The organism is Burkholderia sp. AU16482, assembly GCF_002223285.1.
Classification (GTDB): Bacteria; Pseudomonadota; Gammaproteobacteria; order Burkholderiales; family Burkholderiaceae; genus Burkholderia; species Burkholderia semiarida.
In genome coordinates, this window is sequence record NZ_NKEY01000006.1 from 1,471,701 (window position 1) to 1,490,810 (window position 19,110).

Annotated in this window: 18 protein-coding genes; 9 read left to right on the forward strand and 9 right to left on the reverse strand. The window is 65.6% G+C overall.

The features are described from left to right. Positions 1-6: 6 nt before the first annotated feature. Both CFB35_RS24015 and CFB35_RS24020 read right to left on the reverse strand, forming a co-directional pair. Positions 7-606 carry an alpha-ketoglutarate-dependent dioxygenase AlkB gene (locus CFB35_RS24015; protein WP_059584875.1) on the reverse strand — a complete coding sequence of 200 codons (600 nt, stop codon included), beginning with the start codon at positions 604-606 and terminating at the stop codon, positions 7-9. 155 nt (positions 607-761) lie between these two features. Beyond that, positions 762-1,907, reverse strand: a complete 1,146-nt coding sequence (locus tag CFB35_RS24020) for a metallophosphoesterase (RefSeq protein ID WP_059584874.1) — start codon at positions 1,905-1,907, stop codon at positions 762-764. A gap of 332 nt (positions 1,908-2,239) precedes the next feature. On the opposite strand from CFB35_RS24020, the gene CFB35_RS35440 reads away from it, so the two are divergent. From CFB35_RS35440 to CFB35_RS24060, 6 genes are all read left to right on the forward strand, one after another. Continuing rightward, complete coding sequence (locus CFB35_RS35440) at positions 2,240-2,509, forward strand: hypothetical protein (RefSeq protein WP_059584873.1); 270 nt, start codon at positions 2,240-2,242, stop codon at positions 2,507-2,509. 289 nt (positions 2,510-2,798) lie between these two features. Next, positions 2,799-3,092 (forward strand): hypothetical protein, encoded by a 294-nt coding sequence (locus CFB35_RS24035; RefSeq protein WP_059584872.1) that lies wholly within the window; start codon positions 2,799-2,801, stop codon positions 3,090-3,092. After that, positions 3,089-4,138, forward strand: coding sequence for a multidrug transporter subunit MdtN (mdtN, locus tag CFB35_RS24040; protein ID WP_089465627.1), 1,050 nt, complete (start codon positions 3,089-3,091; stop codon positions 4,136-4,138). The genes CFB35_RS24035 and mdtN overlap by 4 nt, the downstream gene beginning before the upstream one ends. Then, positions 4,119-6,161, forward strand: coding sequence for an FUSC family protein (locus CFB35_RS24045; protein ID WP_089465628.1), 2,043 nt, complete (start codon positions 4,119-4,121; stop codon positions 6,159-6,161). The genes mdtN and CFB35_RS24045 overlap by 20 nt, the downstream gene beginning before the upstream one ends. After that, positions 6,148-7,692, forward strand: coding sequence for a TolC family protein (locus CFB35_RS24050; RefSeq protein ID WP_089465629.1), 1,545 nt, complete (start codon positions 6,148-6,150; stop codon positions 7,690-7,692). The genes CFB35_RS24045 and CFB35_RS24050 overlap by 14 nt, the downstream gene beginning before the upstream one ends. Positions 7,693-7,993: 301 nt before the next feature. Then, positions 7,994-8,701, forward strand: a complete 708-nt coding sequence (locus CFB35_RS24060; protein ID WP_059639689.1) for an MgtC/SapB family protein — start codon at positions 7,994-7,996, stop codon at positions 8,699-8,701. A 48-nt stretch (positions 8,702-8,749) separates the two neighbouring features. Here CFB35_RS24060 and CFB35_RS24065 read toward each other — a convergent pair whose 3' ends face one another. Next, on the reverse strand, positions 8,750-9,469 hold the full coding sequence (locus CFB35_RS24065) for an autoinducer binding domain-containing protein (RefSeq protein WP_059584867.1): 720 nt from the start codon (positions 9,467-9,469) through the stop codon (positions 8,750-8,752). Between the two features lie 73 nt (positions 9,470-9,542). Between CFB35_RS24065 and CFB35_RS24070 the strand changes: the two genes are divergently transcribed. From CFB35_RS24070 to CFB35_RS24080, 3 genes are all read left to right on the forward strand, one after another. Further along, positions 9,543-9,986 carry a DUF4902 domain-containing protein gene (locus CFB35_RS24070; protein ID WP_059584866.1) on the forward strand — a complete coding sequence of 148 codons (444 nt, stop codon included), beginning with the start codon at positions 9,543-9,545 and terminating at the stop codon, positions 9,984-9,986. Between the two features lie 209 nt (positions 9,987-10,195). Further along, a complete protein-coding gene (locus CFB35_RS24075) occupies positions 10,196-10,804 on the forward strand; it encodes an acyl-homoserine-lactone synthase (RefSeq protein ID WP_059584865.1) in 609 nt (202 codons plus the stop codon). A gap of 51 nt (positions 10,805-10,855) precedes the next feature. Beyond that, the gene (locus tag CFB35_RS24080) at positions 10,856-11,620 is read left to right on the forward strand and encodes a hypothetical protein (protein WP_059584864.1); all 765 of its coding nucleotides are present in this window, start codon (positions 10,856-10,858) and stop codon (positions 11,618-11,620) included. Positions 11,621-11,826: 206 nt separating this feature from the next. On the opposite strand, the gene CFB35_RS24085 is transcribed toward CFB35_RS24080, so the two are convergent. The 6 genes from CFB35_RS24085 to CFB35_RS24110 form a co-directional block, all read right to left on the reverse strand. Beyond that, positions 11,827-12,117: a hypothetical protein gene (locus CFB35_RS24085; protein WP_059584863.1), complete on the reverse strand. Its 291-nt coding sequence runs from the start codon at positions 12,115-12,117 to the stop codon at positions 11,827-11,829. Between the two features lie 25 nt (positions 12,118-12,142). Further along, positions 12,143-12,874 (reverse strand): Fic family protein, encoded by a 732-nt coding sequence (locus CFB35_RS24090; RefSeq protein ID WP_059584862.1) that lies wholly within the window; start codon positions 12,872-12,874, stop codon positions 12,143-12,145. Further along, on the reverse strand, positions 12,828-13,532 hold the full coding sequence (locus CFB35_RS24095) for a type IV toxin-antitoxin system AbiEi family antitoxin domain-containing protein (RefSeq protein ID WP_089465630.1): 705 nt from the start codon (positions 13,530-13,532) through the stop codon (positions 12,828-12,830). The genes CFB35_RS24090 and CFB35_RS24095 overlap by 47 nt, the downstream gene beginning before the upstream one ends. Before the next feature lie 360 nt (positions 13,533-13,892). After that, positions 13,893-15,038, reverse strand: a complete 1,146-nt coding sequence (locus CFB35_RS24100) for a Wadjet anti-phage system protein JetD domain-containing protein (RefSeq protein ID WP_059584860.1) — start codon at positions 15,036-15,038, stop codon at positions 13,893-13,895. Beyond that, the gene (locus tag CFB35_RS24105) at positions 15,022-18,351 is read right to left on the reverse strand and encodes an ATP-binding protein (protein WP_089465631.1); all 3,330 of its coding nucleotides are present in this window, start codon (positions 18,349-18,351) and stop codon (positions 15,022-15,024) included. Before CFB35_RS24105 ends, CFB35_RS24100 begins: the two co-directional genes overlap by 17 nt. Then, on the reverse strand, positions 18,348-19,109 hold the full coding sequence (locus tag CFB35_RS24110; protein ID WP_059584858.1) for a DUF4194 domain-containing protein: 762 nt from the start codon (positions 19,107-19,109) through the stop codon (positions 18,348-18,350). Before CFB35_RS24110 ends, CFB35_RS24105 begins: the two co-directional genes overlap by 4 nt. Position 19,110: the final 1 nt, after the last annotated feature.

Sequence of the window (19,110 nt, forward strand, 5' to 3'; positions counted from 1 at the left end):
TGCGACCTATTCGGCCGCCATCGACACGCGCCGGAAGGTCAGGTTGACGCGTTCGCCCTGTACGCTGGGCGCCTTCGGCACGCGGTGCTGCCATTCGGCCTGCGTGCGTCCGCGCATCACGAGCAGGCTGCCATGCACGAGGCGGTATGCATGCGTGACGCCGGTCGCGCGATGGCGAAGATCGAACACCCGCATCGCGCCGAGGCTCACCGACGCGATCACCGGCGCATCGCCGAGTTCGGATTCGTTGTCCGCATGCCAGCCGAGGCTGTCCAGCCCGTTGCGATAGCGATTGAGCAGCACGCTGTTGAAACGCACGCCGCACGTCGCCTCGACCGCATGCTTGAGGCCGAGCACGGCCGGCGTCCATGGCTCCGGCACGTTGCGGATTCCGGAGTACACGTACACGGCATCCGGTTCGCCCTGCCACGCGGTGAGCCTCGGCAACGGAATGCGTCCGCGCGGCGTACGGATCGTGTCCTGCCGCCACGCGACCTCGTCGATCAGCGCGGCCAGCGCGCGATCGGCGTCGGGCGGCGCCAGCCAGTCCGGGTACCAGTCCACGTCGGGCACGGGCGTATCAGCGAAGAGATCGGGCGTCGACATGTCGGCAGGAACGGGCAAGGAACGGAGCGAACGCGCATGTCTGCATACTAGCCAACGGCGCCGCACGCCGCCATGCGCTGTCATTCCCGACGAAAGGAAACCGCGGGGCGCGCGATGCGCGTTCGCGTCGCGTAACGGCCGTCCTCGGCCACCGGCTACCCGCGTGTCAGCCGAATCAGCGTGATCTCGGACGGCACGCCGAAGCGGTTCGGCGGCCCCCAGTACCCAGTGCCGCGGCTCGTATACAGCCACATGTCGCCGATGCGGTTCAGCCCGCCGATCACCGGCTGCTGCAGACGCACGAACGGCGGCCACGGCAGGAACTGGCCGCCATGCGTGTGCCCCGACAACTGCACGGTAAAGCCCGCGCGGTTCGCCGCTTCCGCGCTGCGCGGCTGGTGCGCGAGCAGGATCTTCGTGCCGACGTCGGGCGGCGCACCGGCCAACGCCCGCTCGGGATCGCTGCGATGGGCGGGATCGAAGCCGCCGGCCGTGAAGTCGGTCACGCCCGCGAGCACCGCCCGCGCGCCGCCGCGCTCGATCAGCACGTGCTCGTTCAGCAGCACGGTCAGCCCGATGCGACGAAATTCGTCGATCCACGCATGCGCACCCGCGTAGTACTCGTGGTTGCCCGTCACGAGGAAGGTGCCGTGCCGCGAGCGCATTTGACCGAGCGGCGCCGTATGTTCGCGCAGGCGCTTGACCGAACCGTCCACCACGTCGCCCGTCACGACCACCAGGTCGGCGTCGAGCGCATTGACCGCGCGCACGATCCGTTCGATGTAGGGCCGCTTGATCGTCGGGCCGACGTGGATGTCGGACAGTTGCACGATCGTCAGCCCGTCGAGCGCGGCCGGCAGGCCGGCGACCGGAATCGACACGCGCTTGACCGCCGCCGTGCGGCGCGCGCCGACGAACCCGATCGCCGTCACGAGCACCGCGGCCGCCAGCACGCCGAGCGCCGTGTCGGGCGCCGCGCCGCTCCATGCGCCGTCATGCCCGAGATGCCGCCACGCGAGCACGCCGAGCAGCACGATGTCGCGCAGGAACGTCAGCACCAGCAGCGACGAGAAGAAGCCCATCGCGAGTGCGCCCGCCCAGCCGACCAGCGTCGCCGCCCACCCTTCGTCGAAGCGGCGCGAGAACATCCCGACCGGAATCAAGACGACGAAACTCGCCAGCACGAGCGCCGCGATCGTGCGCGCGAGCGGCGACACGAACGCATCGGGAATGATCCGCATCCCGACGTACAGATGGAACAGCACGCCGATCGCAATGAACCGGACAAAGAAACTTCGCATGGAACGCTCACCTTCGTTGCACGACCGCTTCCGCGACGCGCGCGGCATCGGGCCGCCATGCCCGGTGCCGCGCGTCGCACCCTACGCACGATGGTACACAGATCCCGGCCGCGACGACGGGTCGCGGCCGGCGGTGCGGCGCCGCTGTCTCGTCGATCATCCGCACGTGACATCGCCATGCAGGAACGGGTGAGCCCCGACATCGTGCGCGCTGCGCAGGCAGGCTTGATCGACGTCGGCATCGTCGCCGGCGGAGTGCTGCTCACGCTGCGCAGGCGCATCCAGGTCGGCAACTTCGAGACGGCCTGCCGAATGATCGAAGCAAACGTCGCGTGCTGCCCGAAGGCACCGCGCGCCGTCATGCGAAGACGATGGCGCCGCGCCTCGTCGCGCTCGAAGACGACCGGGCCGAGCGCCGGCTGCAGATCTGCTCGCCGATCTCGATGCGCCTCCGCGTTTCGCGCGCGATTTCGCCGGCCTGCTCGTCGAGGACGCACGCGGCCAGCCGGACTGATTCGCATGCGTTCGAGCGGCAATCAGCGGTTTGCGCGCCAATTGCCGCTGCGTCGACATGGCAAACCCCGCTGCACGATTTCGTCTGACGATCCTTGACAGTCCATTCGCAACCCTGCGCGAGCGGGTGCTGGCAGAATTGCGGCGGTCCGATCATCGCTGCCGACACGCACTGCCGGACCGTCCGGCATGACCGATGGCGCGGCCACGATCGGCCCCGACCCCTGCCGTGGACGCGCGCCGGATCGCTGGCGATCCGCATTACGCTGATTTATGATCGGCCCCGTATCCTGAAATCGTCGTCGCGGCCCGGCCGGTTGCGACGATCCGCATTGCGCCGTGCCCGGCATCCACCCCCAACGTCGAGCTCGTCACACCATGAGAACAACAACGCCGCGCGCGCCGCTGCGTATCGCCGCCGTCCTCGCGCCCGCCCTGCCGCTCGCGGGCTGTGCATCGCGCGGCGCGCCGTCCTACGTGCTGTTCGGCGCGTACTTCCCGTTGTGGCTCGTCAGCGCGATCGTCGGCATCGTCGGCGCGATCGTCGCGCACCGCGTATTCGTCGCGACCGGCTGGGCCGCGACGGTGCCCTACCAACTCGCCGTCTGCACCGCGATCGGGCTCGTGGTCGCCGTGCTCGTCTGGCTCACCGGCACGGGGCCGTTCGCATGAAGGCCGCCGGCATCGCCCGCCCCTCCGTGAAAGGCCGCGTCATCGCGCTCGCGATCGTCGCGCTCGGCATCGCGGCGCTCGCGTACGCGTACCACCGCACGACGGCCTACCCGTCCACCGACGACGCGTCGATCGACGCGGACGTCGTGCACGTCGCGTCGCCGGTCGGCGGCCGCCTCGTGCAGCTCGCGGTGCATGAAAACCAGCGCGTCGCGAAAGGCGACCTGCTGTACGTGATCGATCCCGTCCCGTACCGGCTGACCGTCGCGCAGGCGCAGGCCGATCTCGAACTCGCGCGCGCGTCGCTCGACACACGCCGCCGTTCGCTGATCGGCGAGCGTTCGAACGCGTCCGTCGCCGCCGAGCAGGTCAAGCGCGCGACGCAGAACTACGATCTCGCGACGCGTGACGTGAACCGGCTCGCGCCGCTCGCCGCGCAGGGCTACGTCAGCGCGCAGCAGTTCGACCAGGCGAAGGTGCGCCAGCGCGACGCGTCCGTCTCGCTCGCACAGGCGCGGGAACAACAGCGCGCGTCCGCGCAGACGATCGGCGACGACGCCGACGCGATCGCGACGCTGCACGCGCGCGAAGCGGCGCTGGCCCGCGCACGGCATGCGCTCGACGATACGGTCGTGCGCGCGCCGCACGACGGGCTCGTGACAGGCCTGAGCGTGCTCCCCGGCGAAACGCTTGCGCCGAACCAGTCGATCTTCACGCTGATCGACGCGAGCGAATGGTTCGCGGTCGGCAATTTCCGCGAAACGTCGCTCAATCGCATCGCGGTGGGCGACTGCGCGACCGTCTATTCGATGATCGACCGCGACCGCCCGATGACGGGCAAGGTCGTCGGCATCGGCGCGGGCATCGCGGACAGCGACCGCATCAACCTGCCGCGCTCGCTGCCGATCGTGCAGCGCTCGGTGAACTGGGTGCACGTCGCGCAGCGCTTCCCCGTGCGCGTGAAGCTCGACGAACCCGACGGCAAGCTCGTGCGCGTCGGCGCGAGCGCGATCGTCGAGGTCCGGCATGGCTCAGCCTGCCGCTGACGTCCGCTCGCCGGGCCCGCGCGAAGTCCTGCGGCTGCTCGCGCCGTTTCCGGGGCGCGCGGCCATGGCCGTGCGCGTCGCGCTGATCTGTGCGCTCGTCGTGCTCGTGACGAGCGGATACGGCACACCCGAAGCCGCGATTTCCGCGTATGTCGTGTTCTTCCTGAACCGCGCCGATCGCGTGACGAGCGCCGTGCTCGCGGTCGCGATGCTGTTGCTCGTCACGCTCGTGATCGCGCTCGTGATCGGCGTCGCGATCTTCAGCATCGAGTATTCGGTGCTGCGCGTCGCGTGCATGGCCGTGCTGTCGGTCGGCCTGCTCTACCTGACGTCCGCCAGCAAGCTGCGCCCGGTCGGCGCGATTCTCGCGATGATCGTCGGCTTCGGGCTCGACGAGCTGGGCCTGGCGCCGGTCGGCGAAGCCGCGACGCGCGCGCTGCTCTATGCGTGGCTGATGGTCGCGATCCCCGTCGGCGTCGCGATCGTCGTCAACCTGCTGATCGCGCCGTCGCCGCGCAAGCTCGCGCACGCGCAGCTCGCGAAACGGCTGCGGCTCGCCGCGCGGCGGCTGCGCGGCGACGGCGGCGCGCGCGACGCGTTCGATGCCAGCCTGCGCGAAGGCGACAAGCAGCTGCTCACGTGGCTGAAGCTGTCGAAGTTCGAAGGTTCGTCGCCCAGTGCCGATGTCGTCGCGTTGCGGCAGGCCGTCGCGACGAGCACCGCGCTGCTCGTCGCGGTCGCGCTTGCGGATCGCGAACCGGCGGCGCGGCTGCCCGACGCATTCGCCACGCCGATCGCGGCGACGCTCGACGAGATGGCCGCGATCCTCGAACAGGGCGGCTATCCGGTCGACGTGACGCTCGCGCTGCCGGCGCCCGGTGCACTGCCGCCGCTCGCACGCGTCGTCGCGGCGGACCTGCACATCGCGATCACGCAGTTCGCGCAGCCGCCCGCAACCGACGCACCGGCGGTATCGGCCCCATCAACCGATACCGCCGCCGACAAACCGGCGGAACCCGCCGCACCACCAGCCCCGCGCGGCGGCTTCTTCCTGCCCGACGCGCGCACCAATCCCGACCACGTCCGCTATGCGCTGAAAACGACGGCAGCGGCAATGTTCTGCTACCTGCTGTACTCGCAACTCGACTGGTCGGGCATCCATACCTGCTTCATCACCTGCTACATGGTGTCGCTCGGCTCGACCGCGGAAACGGTCGAGAAGCTCACGCTGCGCATCGCCGGCTGCATCGTCGGCGCGCTGATCGGCACCGCCGCGCTCGTGTTCGTCGTCCCGTCGCTGTCGTCGATCGGCGAACTGATGGCGCTCGTCTTCGCCGGCGCGTGGCTGTCCGCGTGGGTCGCATTCGGCTCGCCGCGCATCGCGTACGCGGGTTTCCAGGTCGCGTTCGCGTTCTTCCTGTGCGTGATCCAGGGCGCCGGCCCCGGCTTCGACCTGACGCTCGCGCGCGATCGCACGATCGGCATCCTGCTCGGCAACGTCGTCGTGTATCTCGTGTTCACGCGCATCTGGCCCGTCAGCATCGGCAAGCAGATCGACTCCGCGTTCGCCGCGCTGCTCGACCAGTGGCGACGCATCGCACAGATCGCGCAGCCGGCCGAACGGCGCGCGCTGGCCGCCGAAGCGTTCGCCCGGCACGGCGCGATCTCGCAGGAGCTCGGCCTGATCCATTACGAGCCGTCGTGGGTGCGGCCGGCCGCGGCGTGGCTCGCCACCCGGCGACGCGCGCTCGCGGAACTCGGTGCGCTCGAAGGCCCGCTGTTCCTGCTCGCCGAACGCAAACCCGGCGACGCGGCGATCGGCGAGCAACTCGCGCGCGTGACCGCGCCGGGCGATGACGAAACCGCGCCCCGCGCGAATGCCCCGGCGGCGCCATCGAGCACAGCCCATACCGACCCCGCGCGCGACGCGCTGCTGAACCTGATCGACACGCGGCTCGCGCACATCGCCGACGCCGCCCGTCAAGCCACACCGAAGGAGCCTGCCCCTCATGCGCGTACCTGAACCGCCGGCCGCCCCGATCGCCGCCGCCGCGCTCGCGACCGCCGTCGCGCTGGCCGGCTGCGCGACGTCGTCGATCGATCTGGCGCCGGAGGCGTCCGACCGCCCGTGGCAGCCGCAAACGTCGGCCGCGGGCGACATCGTGGCGGCGCCGCCACGCGCCGCCGTGCAAGGTGTGCACGACTACACGCTGCCCGCGTCGCCGGCGCTCGCGTCGGTGCCGCCGCCGGCCGCGCTCGATGCCGCGCATGCGTACACGCTGCCGGAACTGATCGATCTCGCCGAATCGGCCAATCCGCTGACCCGCATCGCATGGAACGACGCGCGCAACGCGGCGCTGGCGGTCGGCCTCGCCAAGTCCGCATACCTGCCGCGCCTGTCGGCGACGGCGATGGGCGCGTACCAGGCGAACCACGGCTCGACGTCGACGATCCTCGGCGATTCGTCGAGCAACACCAGCGTGCACGGGACGATTTCGGCGCTGTCGCTGCAATGGCTGCTGTTCGATTTCGGCGGCCGCGCGGCGCGCGTCGAAGCGGCCGAACAGGCGTCGATCGCATCGAACGTCGCGTTCACGGCCGTGCACCAGCAGGTGATCCACGACGTGACGGTCTCGTACTACCGCTACGAAGCCGCTCGCTCGCGCGCCCTGAGCGCGCAACAGGGCCTCGCGAACGCGGATGCGATTCTCGCGGCGTCCCGCGCGCGGCTCAAGCACGGCGTCGGCACGGTCGTCGAGCTCGCGCAGGCGACGCAGAACCGCGCGCAGGCAAACCTCGCGCTCGTGCAGGCCAACGGCGCCGAGAGCGACGGTTACCTCGCGCTCGTCTCCGCGCTCGGCATCTCGCCGCTGTCGAAGCCGACGATCGCCGCGTTGCCGAAGCGGCCGCTGCCGCCTGCGCTCGGTTCGTCCGTCGACGCGATCGTGTCGGACGCGATCGCGCGCCGCCCCGACCTGCAGGGTGCGTTCGCGCTCGAAAAGGCCAATCGCGCGAAGATCAAGGCGGCGCAAGCCGCGTTCATGCCGAAGATCTTCCTGTCCGCGTCGACGTCGTATGCGAGCGGCGGCACGTCCATCTCCGCGCTGCCCGCGATCGGCGACCAGGCGCCGACCGTCAACCTGAACGGCAGCCGCTACGGCGGCGGCGTGTTCCTCGGCGTGACGATCCCGCTGTACGACGGCGGCCTGCGCTCGGCCGTGCTGATGCAGGCGCGCAACGACGCGGAAAGCGCATCCGCGCGCCTCACGCGGACCAAGGAGGAAGCGGTGCGCCAGGTCGTCGCCGCGCAGAACGCGGTGCAGACGAGCCTCGCGTCGCACGACGCCGCGAAGGCGCTCGTCGATGCCGCGCAAACGAGCTACGACGCGGCGCTGACCGCGTACCGGAACGGCGTCGGCTCGGTCACCGACGCGACGATCGCGCAAAGCCAGTTGCTCGCCGCGCGCAACGCGGAAGTCGACAGCTATGCCGGCGCCTTGTCGGCCGCCGCCGCGCTCGCGCTCGCGACGGGCACGATCGGCTCGGCGCAGTAGCGCCGCCAGGCGGTTGACGCGGCCGCGCGCCGCCTACTAGAATGCCGCCCATTCTTCCTTCAGGAACCATCGTGGACAGTTGCAGCACTCCGTTGCGTGCGCCGCTTGCCGCCTGAACGCCTGTCCGCCGCAGTTCTCCTGCCCCGGCTCGCGTTCCGCGAGCCGCACGCCATCCGTTTCACATTTGAATGACGCATTCGCGCGGTACAGTACCGCGCGATGACGGCTGACGCCGCGTCGCCTTCGGCCTTGCGCCGCGGCGACGCGAGCCGGCACGCGCTTCTTGCACGGCAGGACAACCATGACTTTCGATTTCGCACTCCGTCTTTTCACCGCGTTCGCCTGCGGCGTCGCCATCGGCCTCGAGCGCCAGATGCGCCAGCGCACGGCCGGCCTGCGCACCATCACGCTCGTCGCGAGCGGCGCATGCCTGTTCGTCACGCTGGGCGTGCTGACCGGCAACGGCGTGGCGGGCGTCACGCAGATCGCCGCCTACGTCGTGTCCGGCGTCGGCTTTCTCGGCGGCGGCGTGATCATGCGCGACAAGGGCTCGATCCAGGGCATCAACACGGCCGCGACGCTGTGGTGCTCGGCCGCCGTCGGCGTGCTGGCCGGCTCCGGCCACTACGTGCCCGCGCTTGCCGGCACGGGCGTCGTGCTGCTCACCAATACGGTGTTGCGCGGCGTCAGCCAGGCGATCAACGCGACGCCCGTCTCGAACGCCGACCTCGTGCGCGAATACCAGATTACCGTGATCTGCCTCGCTGCCGACGAAGTCCACATCCGCACGCTGCTGTCGAACGCGATGTATGCGAAGCCGCTGTCGTTCCAGAGCCTCACGAGCGAAGACGTGCCCGACCAGCCGGACCGGCTGAAGGTCACCGCGACGCTGAAGCTGCATCCGAAGGATCAGCAGAAACTCGAGCAGATCGCGAGCCGGATGAGCATGGAGAAAAGCATTTCCAGCGTGAGCTGGACGGCGAAGGAAGTGGAACCGATGATGGAGTGAGCCGCGTGGCGGCAGCCGCCTCCGGCGGCGCCGTCGCGCAACGTCACGTCACGGTGCTTCGATGAGCCCGGCCGAGATCGCCTTGACGACCGCCTGGACCTTGTTGGTCGCGCCGAGCTTCTCGAGGATGTTGTTCACGTGGAAGTTCACAGTCCGCTCCGAGATGCTGAGGATCTGGCCGATTTCGCACGCGGTCTTGCCCTCGGCCGTCCAGCACAGCACCTCGCGCTCGCGCGCGGTCAGCGTGACGCCCGCCGCGGGCGACAGCTTCGGCACCATGAAGCGGCTCATCAGCGAATGCGACAGGTTCGCGAGCCAGTTGGTCTGCAGCGTCAGCATGTTGATCTCGGCCGGCGTCAGCCGGTCGGCATGACGGGCGATGCTCAGCAGACCGAACGCACCGCGCGCCGCCCAGCTCGACTGCGCGACGCCCACCGACAGCCCGAAATCGCGCGCGTCCTGCCACAGCGGGCACGGGTCGATGTTGTCGACGTCCGGCCAGACGATCATGTTGGTGCTGAGTGCGCCGTCGCGAACCGTCGAATCGATCTCGATATAGTTCCGCGCCTGGTAGTGCGCCATCCAGCCGTCCGGATAGGTATTGAAGATGGCGACCGCCGGCTTCGAAACGGGCAGCGGTACGCGAATGCCGTAACAGCAGTATTCGAACCCCAACCGCTTGGAATAGGCAGCAATCCGCTGGAAGAGCTGCTGCTCGTCTTCCGCGGCGCTGAATTGTTGGTAGGCATCCTGCCAGCGCAGTTCCATTCTTTCTCCGACAACGTCACGCTGTCATACTTGTCAGGTTCCAGCACCCTTTCGAGGCTGATACATTCCGCGCATGACTTCACCCTTGCTGCACCCTGTCGCCGGCCCGTCCCCGGACGGCTACGTACGCCTGTCAGAAAGCGCACTGGCCGCCCTTGTGCTCGACCATGTCGAGAGCGGCCTCGACCCGTCGCTGCTGGCCGAACTGCGCGACAACGCGATCGACGCGCGCCTCGCCGGCTATACCGAATGGCATCGCGCGGCCGGTGCCGGCGTCGCGTACGTGACGGTCGGCTGGGACTGGTATCTCGAACGCGCGACGGGCACGTTCATGATCGCGGGCGGCGATGTCCGCAGCAACGTGATGGCCATCGACGCCAAGGGTGCCGACATCGGCATGTTCCGCACGGCCGCCGCGCTCGCCGCAAGGCTCGCCGCCATCGACTGGCCCGCCGCGGTCGCGTCGGCCCTCCTCGGGCACAACGACGCCTATCATGCCGGTCCGACGCTCCAGTGACAACTGGCTGCACATTCCTCTGACGATATTGCAAGACTGGCGCTCTTTATAAGCAAAAGCGGCCCGGTTTTCAATCCCGTCGATCAAGAAACCGTTGCCACGTCCCCAATGGCGTCCATCGACGCCACCCTGTAAGAGTTACCAGTTACAGGCTCCTCGTGCCGCGCGCTGTAATGCACGCATACAAAAGCACAGATCCGAGGACATCCATGCAGACCTTCGTTCACGAGGAAGGGCGGTTGCCACACGAACTCGCGGCGGATCTAGGGCGCTATCGGCGCCGTGTGTTCGTCGAACAGCTCGGCTGGGCGCTCCCGTCGGCGAACGAAAGTTTCGAGCGCGACCAGTTCGATCGCGACGATACCGTCTACGTGTTCGCGCGAAACGCCGCCGGCGACATGTGCGGATGCGCGCGCCTGCTGCCGACGACGCGCCCGTACCTGCTGAAGTCGCTGTTCGCCGACCTGGTCGCGGAGGACATGCCGCTGCCGCAGTCGGCCGCCGTCTGGGAACTGTCCCGATTCGCGGCGACCGACGACGAAGGCGGGCCCGGCAACGCCGAATGGGCCGTACGCCCGATGCTCGCGGCCGTCGTCGAGTGCGCGGCGCAGCTCGGCGCGCGGCAGTTGATCGGCGTGACGTTCGCAAGCATGGAGCGGCTGTTCCGCCGGATCGGCATCCACGCGCACCGCGCAGGCCCGCCGAAGCAGGTGGACGGGCGTCTGGTGGTCGCGTGCTGGATCGACATCGATCCGCAAACGTTTGCCGCACTGGGAATCGAGCCCGGGCAGGTCGCCCGGCAAGCTATCGCCGCCTGAGCCGGAACGCGCGTTTCCGTCCAGGCGGCATCGTAACGAAGGAGAACCAACGTGGACCAGTCTCAGGTCTTTCGCGCGATGATGCCCGGGTTGACGGGCGTCGGCGGCGCCCGCATCACGGTCGCCTATCCGTCGTTTCCGAGGCCGTTGCCGCTCGTGCGGCTCGACCGCCGCGGGCTCGTGTTTCGCGCCGCCGGCGCCGCGCCGCTCGTGTGCGGGCTGCCGCGCCCGGCAACCCTGCTGGTCGCGGACGAACCGCTGTGCTCGCTGCGCCTCGTGATCCGCGACATCGCCGCGACCGGCGACGGCCGGCACGACCTGACGATGCAGCCGTCCGGCGCCGCCGGCGACGAACTGCTGTGGCACGCATTGCGCGATCGGGCGCCGTACCGGCGGATCCGGCACCCGCTCGCGCCGGTCGATCGGCCGGTCGCCGTCGACGGCGAACCGCATGCGGCGGCCGGCGAAATCGCGTCACGCCCGTCGCGCAGCGCGGCTTTTCGCCTGCCCTGCCACAGCGACGCGCTGTTCTTCGCCGACTGGCTCGAATATCACTTCGACGAACTTCGCGCGCTGTCGCAACAGCACGGGCCGCAACTGCAGCTCAATCAGCTCGAACGACAGGTTGGCGAGGACGAGGTTGGCGTGCGTTTCGTCTACGACATCGATGGGCATGCGACGCGGAACGCACTGACTGACTGTGCGCGCGAGGCGTGTGCATGGATCGAGACGGAGATGCGCAGCAAATATGCGTTGCCCGTCGCGCAACGGCGGTTCGGCGCGTTTGCGGCGCATGCACGAGCCGGCAGCGTGTGAACGAAGCTCGTGCCGCGCGCCGCCACCGGGCGGGCTGGGGCGGCGGCAGGTTGTGCGGATACAACAAGCGCTTGCAAACGTCCGGGTTTTCCCTTAAATTTACGTCTGTCTCCTCCATGTCTCCAAACATGGATTCGGCCCGCTCAAGCAGCGGGCTTTTTTATTGCCTGAACGGTTTTCGGGGCCATATCCAGCCCCACGTCAGGCTAGCCCGCTGGACGCACGCTGGCCGGGCGTAGCCAGTAGTGATGCACCGCAAATATCAGCGCGACCATCACGACCAGTATCAGCAGCAGGTACAACCAGCCCTTTCTGGTCGTCGGCAGGTCCGTCACGGCGCCGACGTCACCCGTCAGCGCCGCCAATGCGACCATCGTCAGGCCGGCCAGCGCCAACGTCCCTTTTGCCACCCATCCGAAGGCAACCTCTAGTCCGGCCGCCCATCGCGACTGGCGATAAGGTCCGGCAACCGGCCGGCGAAGATCGGGCTTACCCATTCGTCACGTCCGAGCCGGCATGCGCTTAAATTTCTCCACGCGCACGCTTCAACTCGCGGTAGTTCTGGTTTGCCACTGGATCATCCGCCCGATATGCAACATTCGGAGCACTGCTGCCATCCTGTCCGTCGAGGCCCGGCAGTGACATCAGATGGTCGCGAAGATCGCCGCCAGCAATGGGAGCGATCATCAACGGCAGGAGATACGTGTCCAGGTGCTTGCCTTGGGGATCTTGCAGTTCCCGAGTAAGCGCCTCCAGGTAATCGTCCTTCCGCGACGCATTCCAGTTGATCGCGAAGCCTGCGCGGTGGCATAGCTCCGCGTGAACAAGAAGCATGGTGCGACCATTTCCGTCGAGAAAAGGGTGCCCCCAAGCGAAAGCACCCATGACCATCCCGGGTTTTTCGCGCATCGTGTTTGGATTGTTGCCAGAAGATAGCCCCCATTCGACGGCACGCTGGCACAACTCCGAAGCCTCGAACTGTATTCGCTGCCCCTTTCCGACAAGTCGACCAACGCCGAGATGATGGCGATCCTGACCCGCCCACGGGTAGAACTCGCCGAACAGGATTCGGTGAACTTCAAGAAAGTGAGCGTACGCGATCGGACCTCTGATCGCCTGAAGGTACGCCAACGCAGTCTCGAGACCCGACTCGAAGAACCCGTGCTCAATGTACTTGAGTTCGTCCAGGTCCTTGATGCTGTCAATGTTACGCAGATAGCCCCTGGTGTCGTAGTCCCCGAACGGGTCGAACACGCTTGATCTCCCTGATGTGGTTCGCCATCAATCGGGCAAATTGCCGACCGTTGATTCGATGCTGCTTCTTGAGCGCGACCAGCAGTTTCCCCGTGCGATCAAGTTCGACATCGTCGCCCGCGACTCGCGTCACTGCTTCTGCGAAATCATCGAGGCCCGAGCGTCTGTATTGCACGTCGTAGGCTTGTGCGAGCCGCTCAACAAACGTGCCGACATTTCGGGTCGGAAGCTTGTCGACATCTGCCGGAAGCCTGGGCACCGCGCCCGTGGACGGGCTTTCCTGCTCACCGACATATCGGACGGTGATGTTGCCCCACCCAAGCTTACGAGAAATCCGGCTCCTGCCGGTGTTGACCAGGCAAACGGTGCGACCGTTTTCGTGCTGAATCGTCACATCGATCACCTCGACGCCCAGCTTCCCGAGTGCCTCGCGCAACAGTACCTCATTGCCGACGGCAAATCGCGCATTGCCTTCGAGATCCCAATCAGTCTTGGCATAAACGCCCGCGCCGAGCCGAGTGAGACGTCCCTCGGCAACGAGGCGTTGAAGCGCAGTACTAAGGTGTGATGAACTCCCCAAGCCTGCCAGTTCACGCCGGAGCACGACGTTACCAGAGCGCTTCTTCAACGACATCAAAAGCTTACTGTCCAGATTCATCGGTCACCCCCAACCTCCAGCACACGAGGCTCCATTATAAACCGCGAAAATTTCCTTGTTTAACAATGATTTACCGATTCAGATTCGGCCGATTTGACGGCATGCTTTGTCGCGCGGACACCTCTGAAGGCACCTCAGACATCCCTGCAAATTGGCCGATTGGTCCAGGCCGAGAAGGAAGGATCGAGGCGCCGCAAGACTCGGCAGCACCTGCCATCGCGCGACCGTCGGTCGGGGGAGCGTGTTCGGCAATCGCGGGCGCGAGGCGCGGATCTCGAAGGTGGGGCCAGACACCAACGGCTGGGGCAGGCGCACGCCTGGCACAATTCGCGCAGGCCACCGATACCTGCTCTACGATAGTTACGCCTCATACCACGCATGCATCGCCGCTCTCACAATGTCTTTCGGCAAGAATTCTTGTTCCAAGCGCCCGCGCTCCTGCGTCAGGAGGTATTCGAAGAAGGCGCCCTCGTCCTCGGTTAGTCCGTCAGGACGGCGCCCGTCGACGGGGACGAGTTCACGCACGGCCAGATTTGCCGCGTATCGTTCAAAACAGTCCCGATTCATCAGCAGCGCGCTCAAGGACGGAATAGCTTGACGCACTTTCCCCAACATTTTCAGCCCCCAGGTATCCATATCCCCCCAATACGCTACACGCTTGCTCGCGAGCCACGGATCATGCGTCCAGTCCAAACTCAGTCCCGCACCGAGGATCGCCACCGCATCAGGTAGCTCCGCCAACTGATGAACGGACCGTTCGTTTTCCACAATGATGATGTGGCCGACGCACTTCGGAAGCTGAACGAGTTCACCGGCCCGGATGCGCTGCTGGCGAAACGGCAATATCCCGGCCGCGAGCGGCACGACGAGCAACCAACGCTCGTCGTCCTCAGGCGCGCCGAGGAACGCCTCGAGCCCCAGTTCGGAAACTTGTCCGCCAAAGCGAACGTTGAGCATGTGACAGAGCAACGCCCGGTGCCGCTCGAAGAACTTGCTATCGGTATTGCAGACACCAAGCGCCCGCAGTGGACGCCCTTGCGCACATCCCGGCGATAACGCCAAGGCCACTTCCCCAGCCTTGATGATCTCGTGCACCGGGCGCTCCATCATCAACCTTCGCTGACGTACCACCAGTGCGTGGAACTGCGCGTCCATGTGCCGAACCACCTCACCGAGCCGTTCGTACTCGGCCGCAATCGCGGCATCCTGGGTCGCGCGCACCCAGTCCGACGGGCTTCTCAGTTCCCAAAGGTGCGGCAGTCGCACGGGGCTGCCCCCCGCACGATAGGCCACGGTTTCCCAATGCACGATGCCAATCTCCACCGATCGCCAGGCATCGCAATGCCGTTTGACGCTTTCGGTCTGTTCGGTAAAAGCCTTGGGACTGGGTCTGCCGATAGGCAATCGCAGCGGCCAGCTATCGGGGTAAAGCAGCCGCGCCTCGCGTTCATCGGCCGATTGCCATGATCGAGCGAGGCGTGCAGCCATATCATTCGGTGATTTCATCTCGTCCGGTCATTTGCCGGGCTCGTGCAATGGAATCCAGCTCTTCCCAGCTCAAAGACGTCATCGTTGCCTGCAGTCCTTTTCGATGGATCAGAATGGCCGAGCGCGTATGCGCTCGAAGTAGCCGCATTTCCTTGTTCGGCGTCACAAAGAGCGGATGAAGGCCAAACTCTCGCAGTGCTGAAATAATGCGTCCTGCCACCGCCTGTGAACTCTTCGAGAACGCCTCGTCCAGCACGATGGTGCCAAACAATGGACGGTCCTTGCCATCCGGGCACAGCGCATAGCTCAACGAAGCCGTCAAAATATAGCTTGCAATGATCTCCTTTTCTCCGCCGCTGCCGCCTTGAGATCCCTTCCGGGTTTCACAGACTGCCCCCGAACTGCGCTCGATGACGGACACCGCAAACTGCAGCCGATAGCGAGGATCCAGAAGCGCCTTCGCCCCAACGGTCGTGCGTCGCTCGCTCGCGTCCCTCATGAGCCTGACGACCTCGGCTAACGCGTTGAACTGGCTCTCGCCCTGGTCGTCTTGCAGTGTCGCGGCGCGCAGAGTGCGTTGCGCCTGCTCCAATGTTCGCAGACTCTCATGGACGACCCGACGCGGCTCCAGTTGCAAATACCGCCCCGGCTGAAAGTCGACGCGGCGCATCGTGGCGTTCAAGTCCTCGATCCGCTCGACGATGGTCTCCACCTCGTTATCGATACTGCGGAGCAATTGCGTCACCCCCTCGTCCGAGGATTGATTCAGATACCCAAGAAAACGATCCAGCTTTTCGGGTAGCGCCTCATCCCTGAGCACGCGCAGTCGCTCTAGATACTGTGGTACGTCTTCAACTTCCGTGCCGACCTCCGCCAAGGCACCCGTATCGACAGCACGCGCCGCGCCCATGCCACGGACCAGTTGCCGTTCGTGATCATTGATCCTTGCAGCAAGTTCCTCGAGGCGTGCTCGCAACCGGACGTCGATTTGCGCCTGCTGTCGCATCAGTGTATCCACGGTCTGGACACCGACGAAATCAAAGTGTTGCTCGACCAGCGCCATCTCGATCGCATTCAGTCCTTCGCCGATCGTCGCGAATGCGCGTTCTCGCCCATTCACGGCGGTGTCATACTGCTCTTGAAGCTTCGTCTGCTGTATGAGGCTCTCGTCGCGCGCCTGGCTGATCTTCTCGAGTTCCGCGCGAACCTCCTCCCAAGCCTGTTTGGCCCTCGCGGTATCCGATGATGGATCCGTCAGCGCCGAGAGCCGTCGGGTGGAATCCGCCACGTTACGCTCGGCCTGACGCACATCGATATCCGCAAAATCAATCGACAGCACGCGGTCAAGCATTGTTCGGCGAACCTGTACCTCTGTAACCTGCGCCCTCGCCGCCTCAAACTTTGCCGTAAGCTCAGCGAGCTCCCGTGCCGTCTCGTCACACTGACGCTCGAGCTCGGCGAGAAGGTCCTTGTTGTCAAAACCGGTGAGCCATCCCTGGCTCAACGGGGTCTTGTCCTGCTTTTCGAAGAAACCGCTCTTGCCCGACATGAGCCCCTGCGCGGTCATACCATGCGGCGTATGTTTCAACACCTCGGGGGACGCCACGCAATGTCGATCGATTTGAGCAAGTAGCCCTCGAACAGCCTCCCGATACGGATGGTCCTTGAAGTTAAGTTTTCGCGTGAAGCCGTCGATCAGGAATTCGACGGCGCGATCCGGCGCCATCACGTCCACAAGACGAACATGCAACCGGTTGTCGCGGCCATTCACCCATGCGAGTGCAAGCTTCATGTGTGATGCCGGAACCATGATGCGCAACCGATGGCCGCCCATCGCGCGCTCGATCGCGCCGCGCCATGCCGACTGCGATTTTTGCACCTCGACCAGTTCCGCAACGAAGGGCAGATCCTCATCGTGCAGGTTCAGTTGGCCGGCCAGATCGCGTCTGAACTGTTGATACAGCGACGGTATGTTGGATCCCGGGTGTGACTTTGCATTTGCAAGGGCCGCCTGCTGTTCTGTAAGCGTCTGTTCAGTGCCTGCCAGCGCGGCCCCCTTGGCGTATGCCAAGCGTTCCGCTTCCTCGATCGCGACGGCCGTCGAAGCGAGCAAAGCCTGCGCGCTGGCCTCGTTCTGCCGAAACGTCTCCAGGGTAAGCGCCTGGCTGAACTGAAGCTTCTTGGCGAACAACACATAATCGTTCGCGTGGCGCCGAACCGTCTCAAGGTGCTTGCGTTCAGCCTCAAGCTTGCCTTCGAGTTCCTCGATGCCGCTCCCGCCATCACGAAGATAGATGTCGCGCAGCCTTTGTGCCGCTGATTCGAGCTCCTTTGTGCGACGGGTGTGGTCTTCGATCCGTCGTTCACAGCCCGCTTTCTCCTGTCCCAGTTCGCGCTCCCGATCGACCCACAATTGATGCTCGCGAGTCGCAACCGCGATGGGCAAAAGCGAAACGAGACGAACCTGAAGATCCCGCTGCTCGAGTCTCTCCGCACGCTGCGCCCACCCCTTTTCGATCGGCACCAGCGAATCCCGCTGCTTTCTTGCCGTCTCCAGTTCCTCCCGAATCTCCGCGAGATTGTCGAACTCGGACGCCACCTCCAGCGCCCGCGGAAAGGCCGATCGATCGTCCAGCACCAGATCCCGGAAGAGGTCGTCAATGCTGTTGAGTTGCTTCAGGCCGGCCGCGCGATTGAGCAGGGTGAACGCGTTCTCGCCGACCTCGAAGATGCGACGCAATTCCAGGATGTACGCCTTCTTGCTGTCGTATACTTTCAGGCTCCCTGAAGACGCTCGCTCATGTTGCCTGAGCGCCCGCTTGCCCCCGGCGTTATGCAATTCCAGCAATTCGTCAAGACCAAACTCCGCGCCCCGCTCGATCATCCAGATCCGATCGAGTTCAGTGGCCGAGGAGCCGCTTCCCTCCAGCGAAAATATTCCGGCAATCGTCAGCGTGTCGCTGCCATTGCCAAAGGTAGCGGCAATCGCTGACACAGTCTTTCCCGGTCTGGAGATATGGTCTGTATCACCTTCACGTCCCGCGCCGGAAACCCCACGCACATACGAGACGAGGTCGCGATCGCTCTCGTGCCCTCCGGTCGACGCGAGGTTGTAGCGCGGCTGCGCGGCAATCAACGTCATCAGGGCGTCAATGAGCGTGGTCTTGCCGCTGCCTGTCTGGCCAATGATCGCCGTACCTTCGATATCGATGGCTGCCTGATGGCGCCCGCCGAACGGCCCCCAATTGAAGAGATCGAGACGGGTGAGAATGAATGCCGGCGTCGACAACAGCGCGTCGATAGCGCGATGGTCCGAGTTGGCCGAGATCATGCAATCTCCCCGTCGTCCCCCACCGGCGCACAATCATCCGTGCGCTGTATGCCCGGCGATGCCTGCTTGAGCGCCTGGAGCAACCCTAACAAGTTCTCGGGATTGGCAAGATGGACAATAATCGGGCGAATCATAAACTGATCCTGCTGGTCGACTTCCGAGACGACCCCATGCGGCTTGAGCTTATCGAGCAGATTGCGCGCGCGCTGGAGTTCCCGCGTGTCGCTTCCCAAGCCTCCAAGGTAGAGTTGCAACTGAGCAGCGACATCTTCGACCAACGCAGGTGCATCGGGGACGCCGATACCCCGTTCCTGCTCATGAGCCAGATAGCGCTGCCGCAGTAGCGCAACCAGAAGCGATTGCTCTAGCGTCAGGCGCTGTCGGCGAACCAGCGGATGAGACCATTCGTCGTCCTCGGATTCACGGCAGTACGACTGAGCGACACTGACGAAGGCCAGCCCACGAATGTCATCAATCTTGAGCACCAAATCCAGCGGCTCCAGAATGCGGTCGATGTCTGCACGACTCGTCGCGGTAATCCGGTAGAGGTTGGGTTTGCGAGCAACCTCGAGAAGGCCGAATTTGAGCAGTTCCTGGCATGCATCCTTCACGTCCCGAGATGTGAAACTCGCCGCCTCCGCCGACGGACCGGCGTCAAATTCGCTGGCCTCGTCATGAGCTCCCGACAACTGCGCAACCTTGTCAACCTCACGTCCGTCGTCCTTCGATGCGGTCAGCGTATCGAATATGCTTACCATC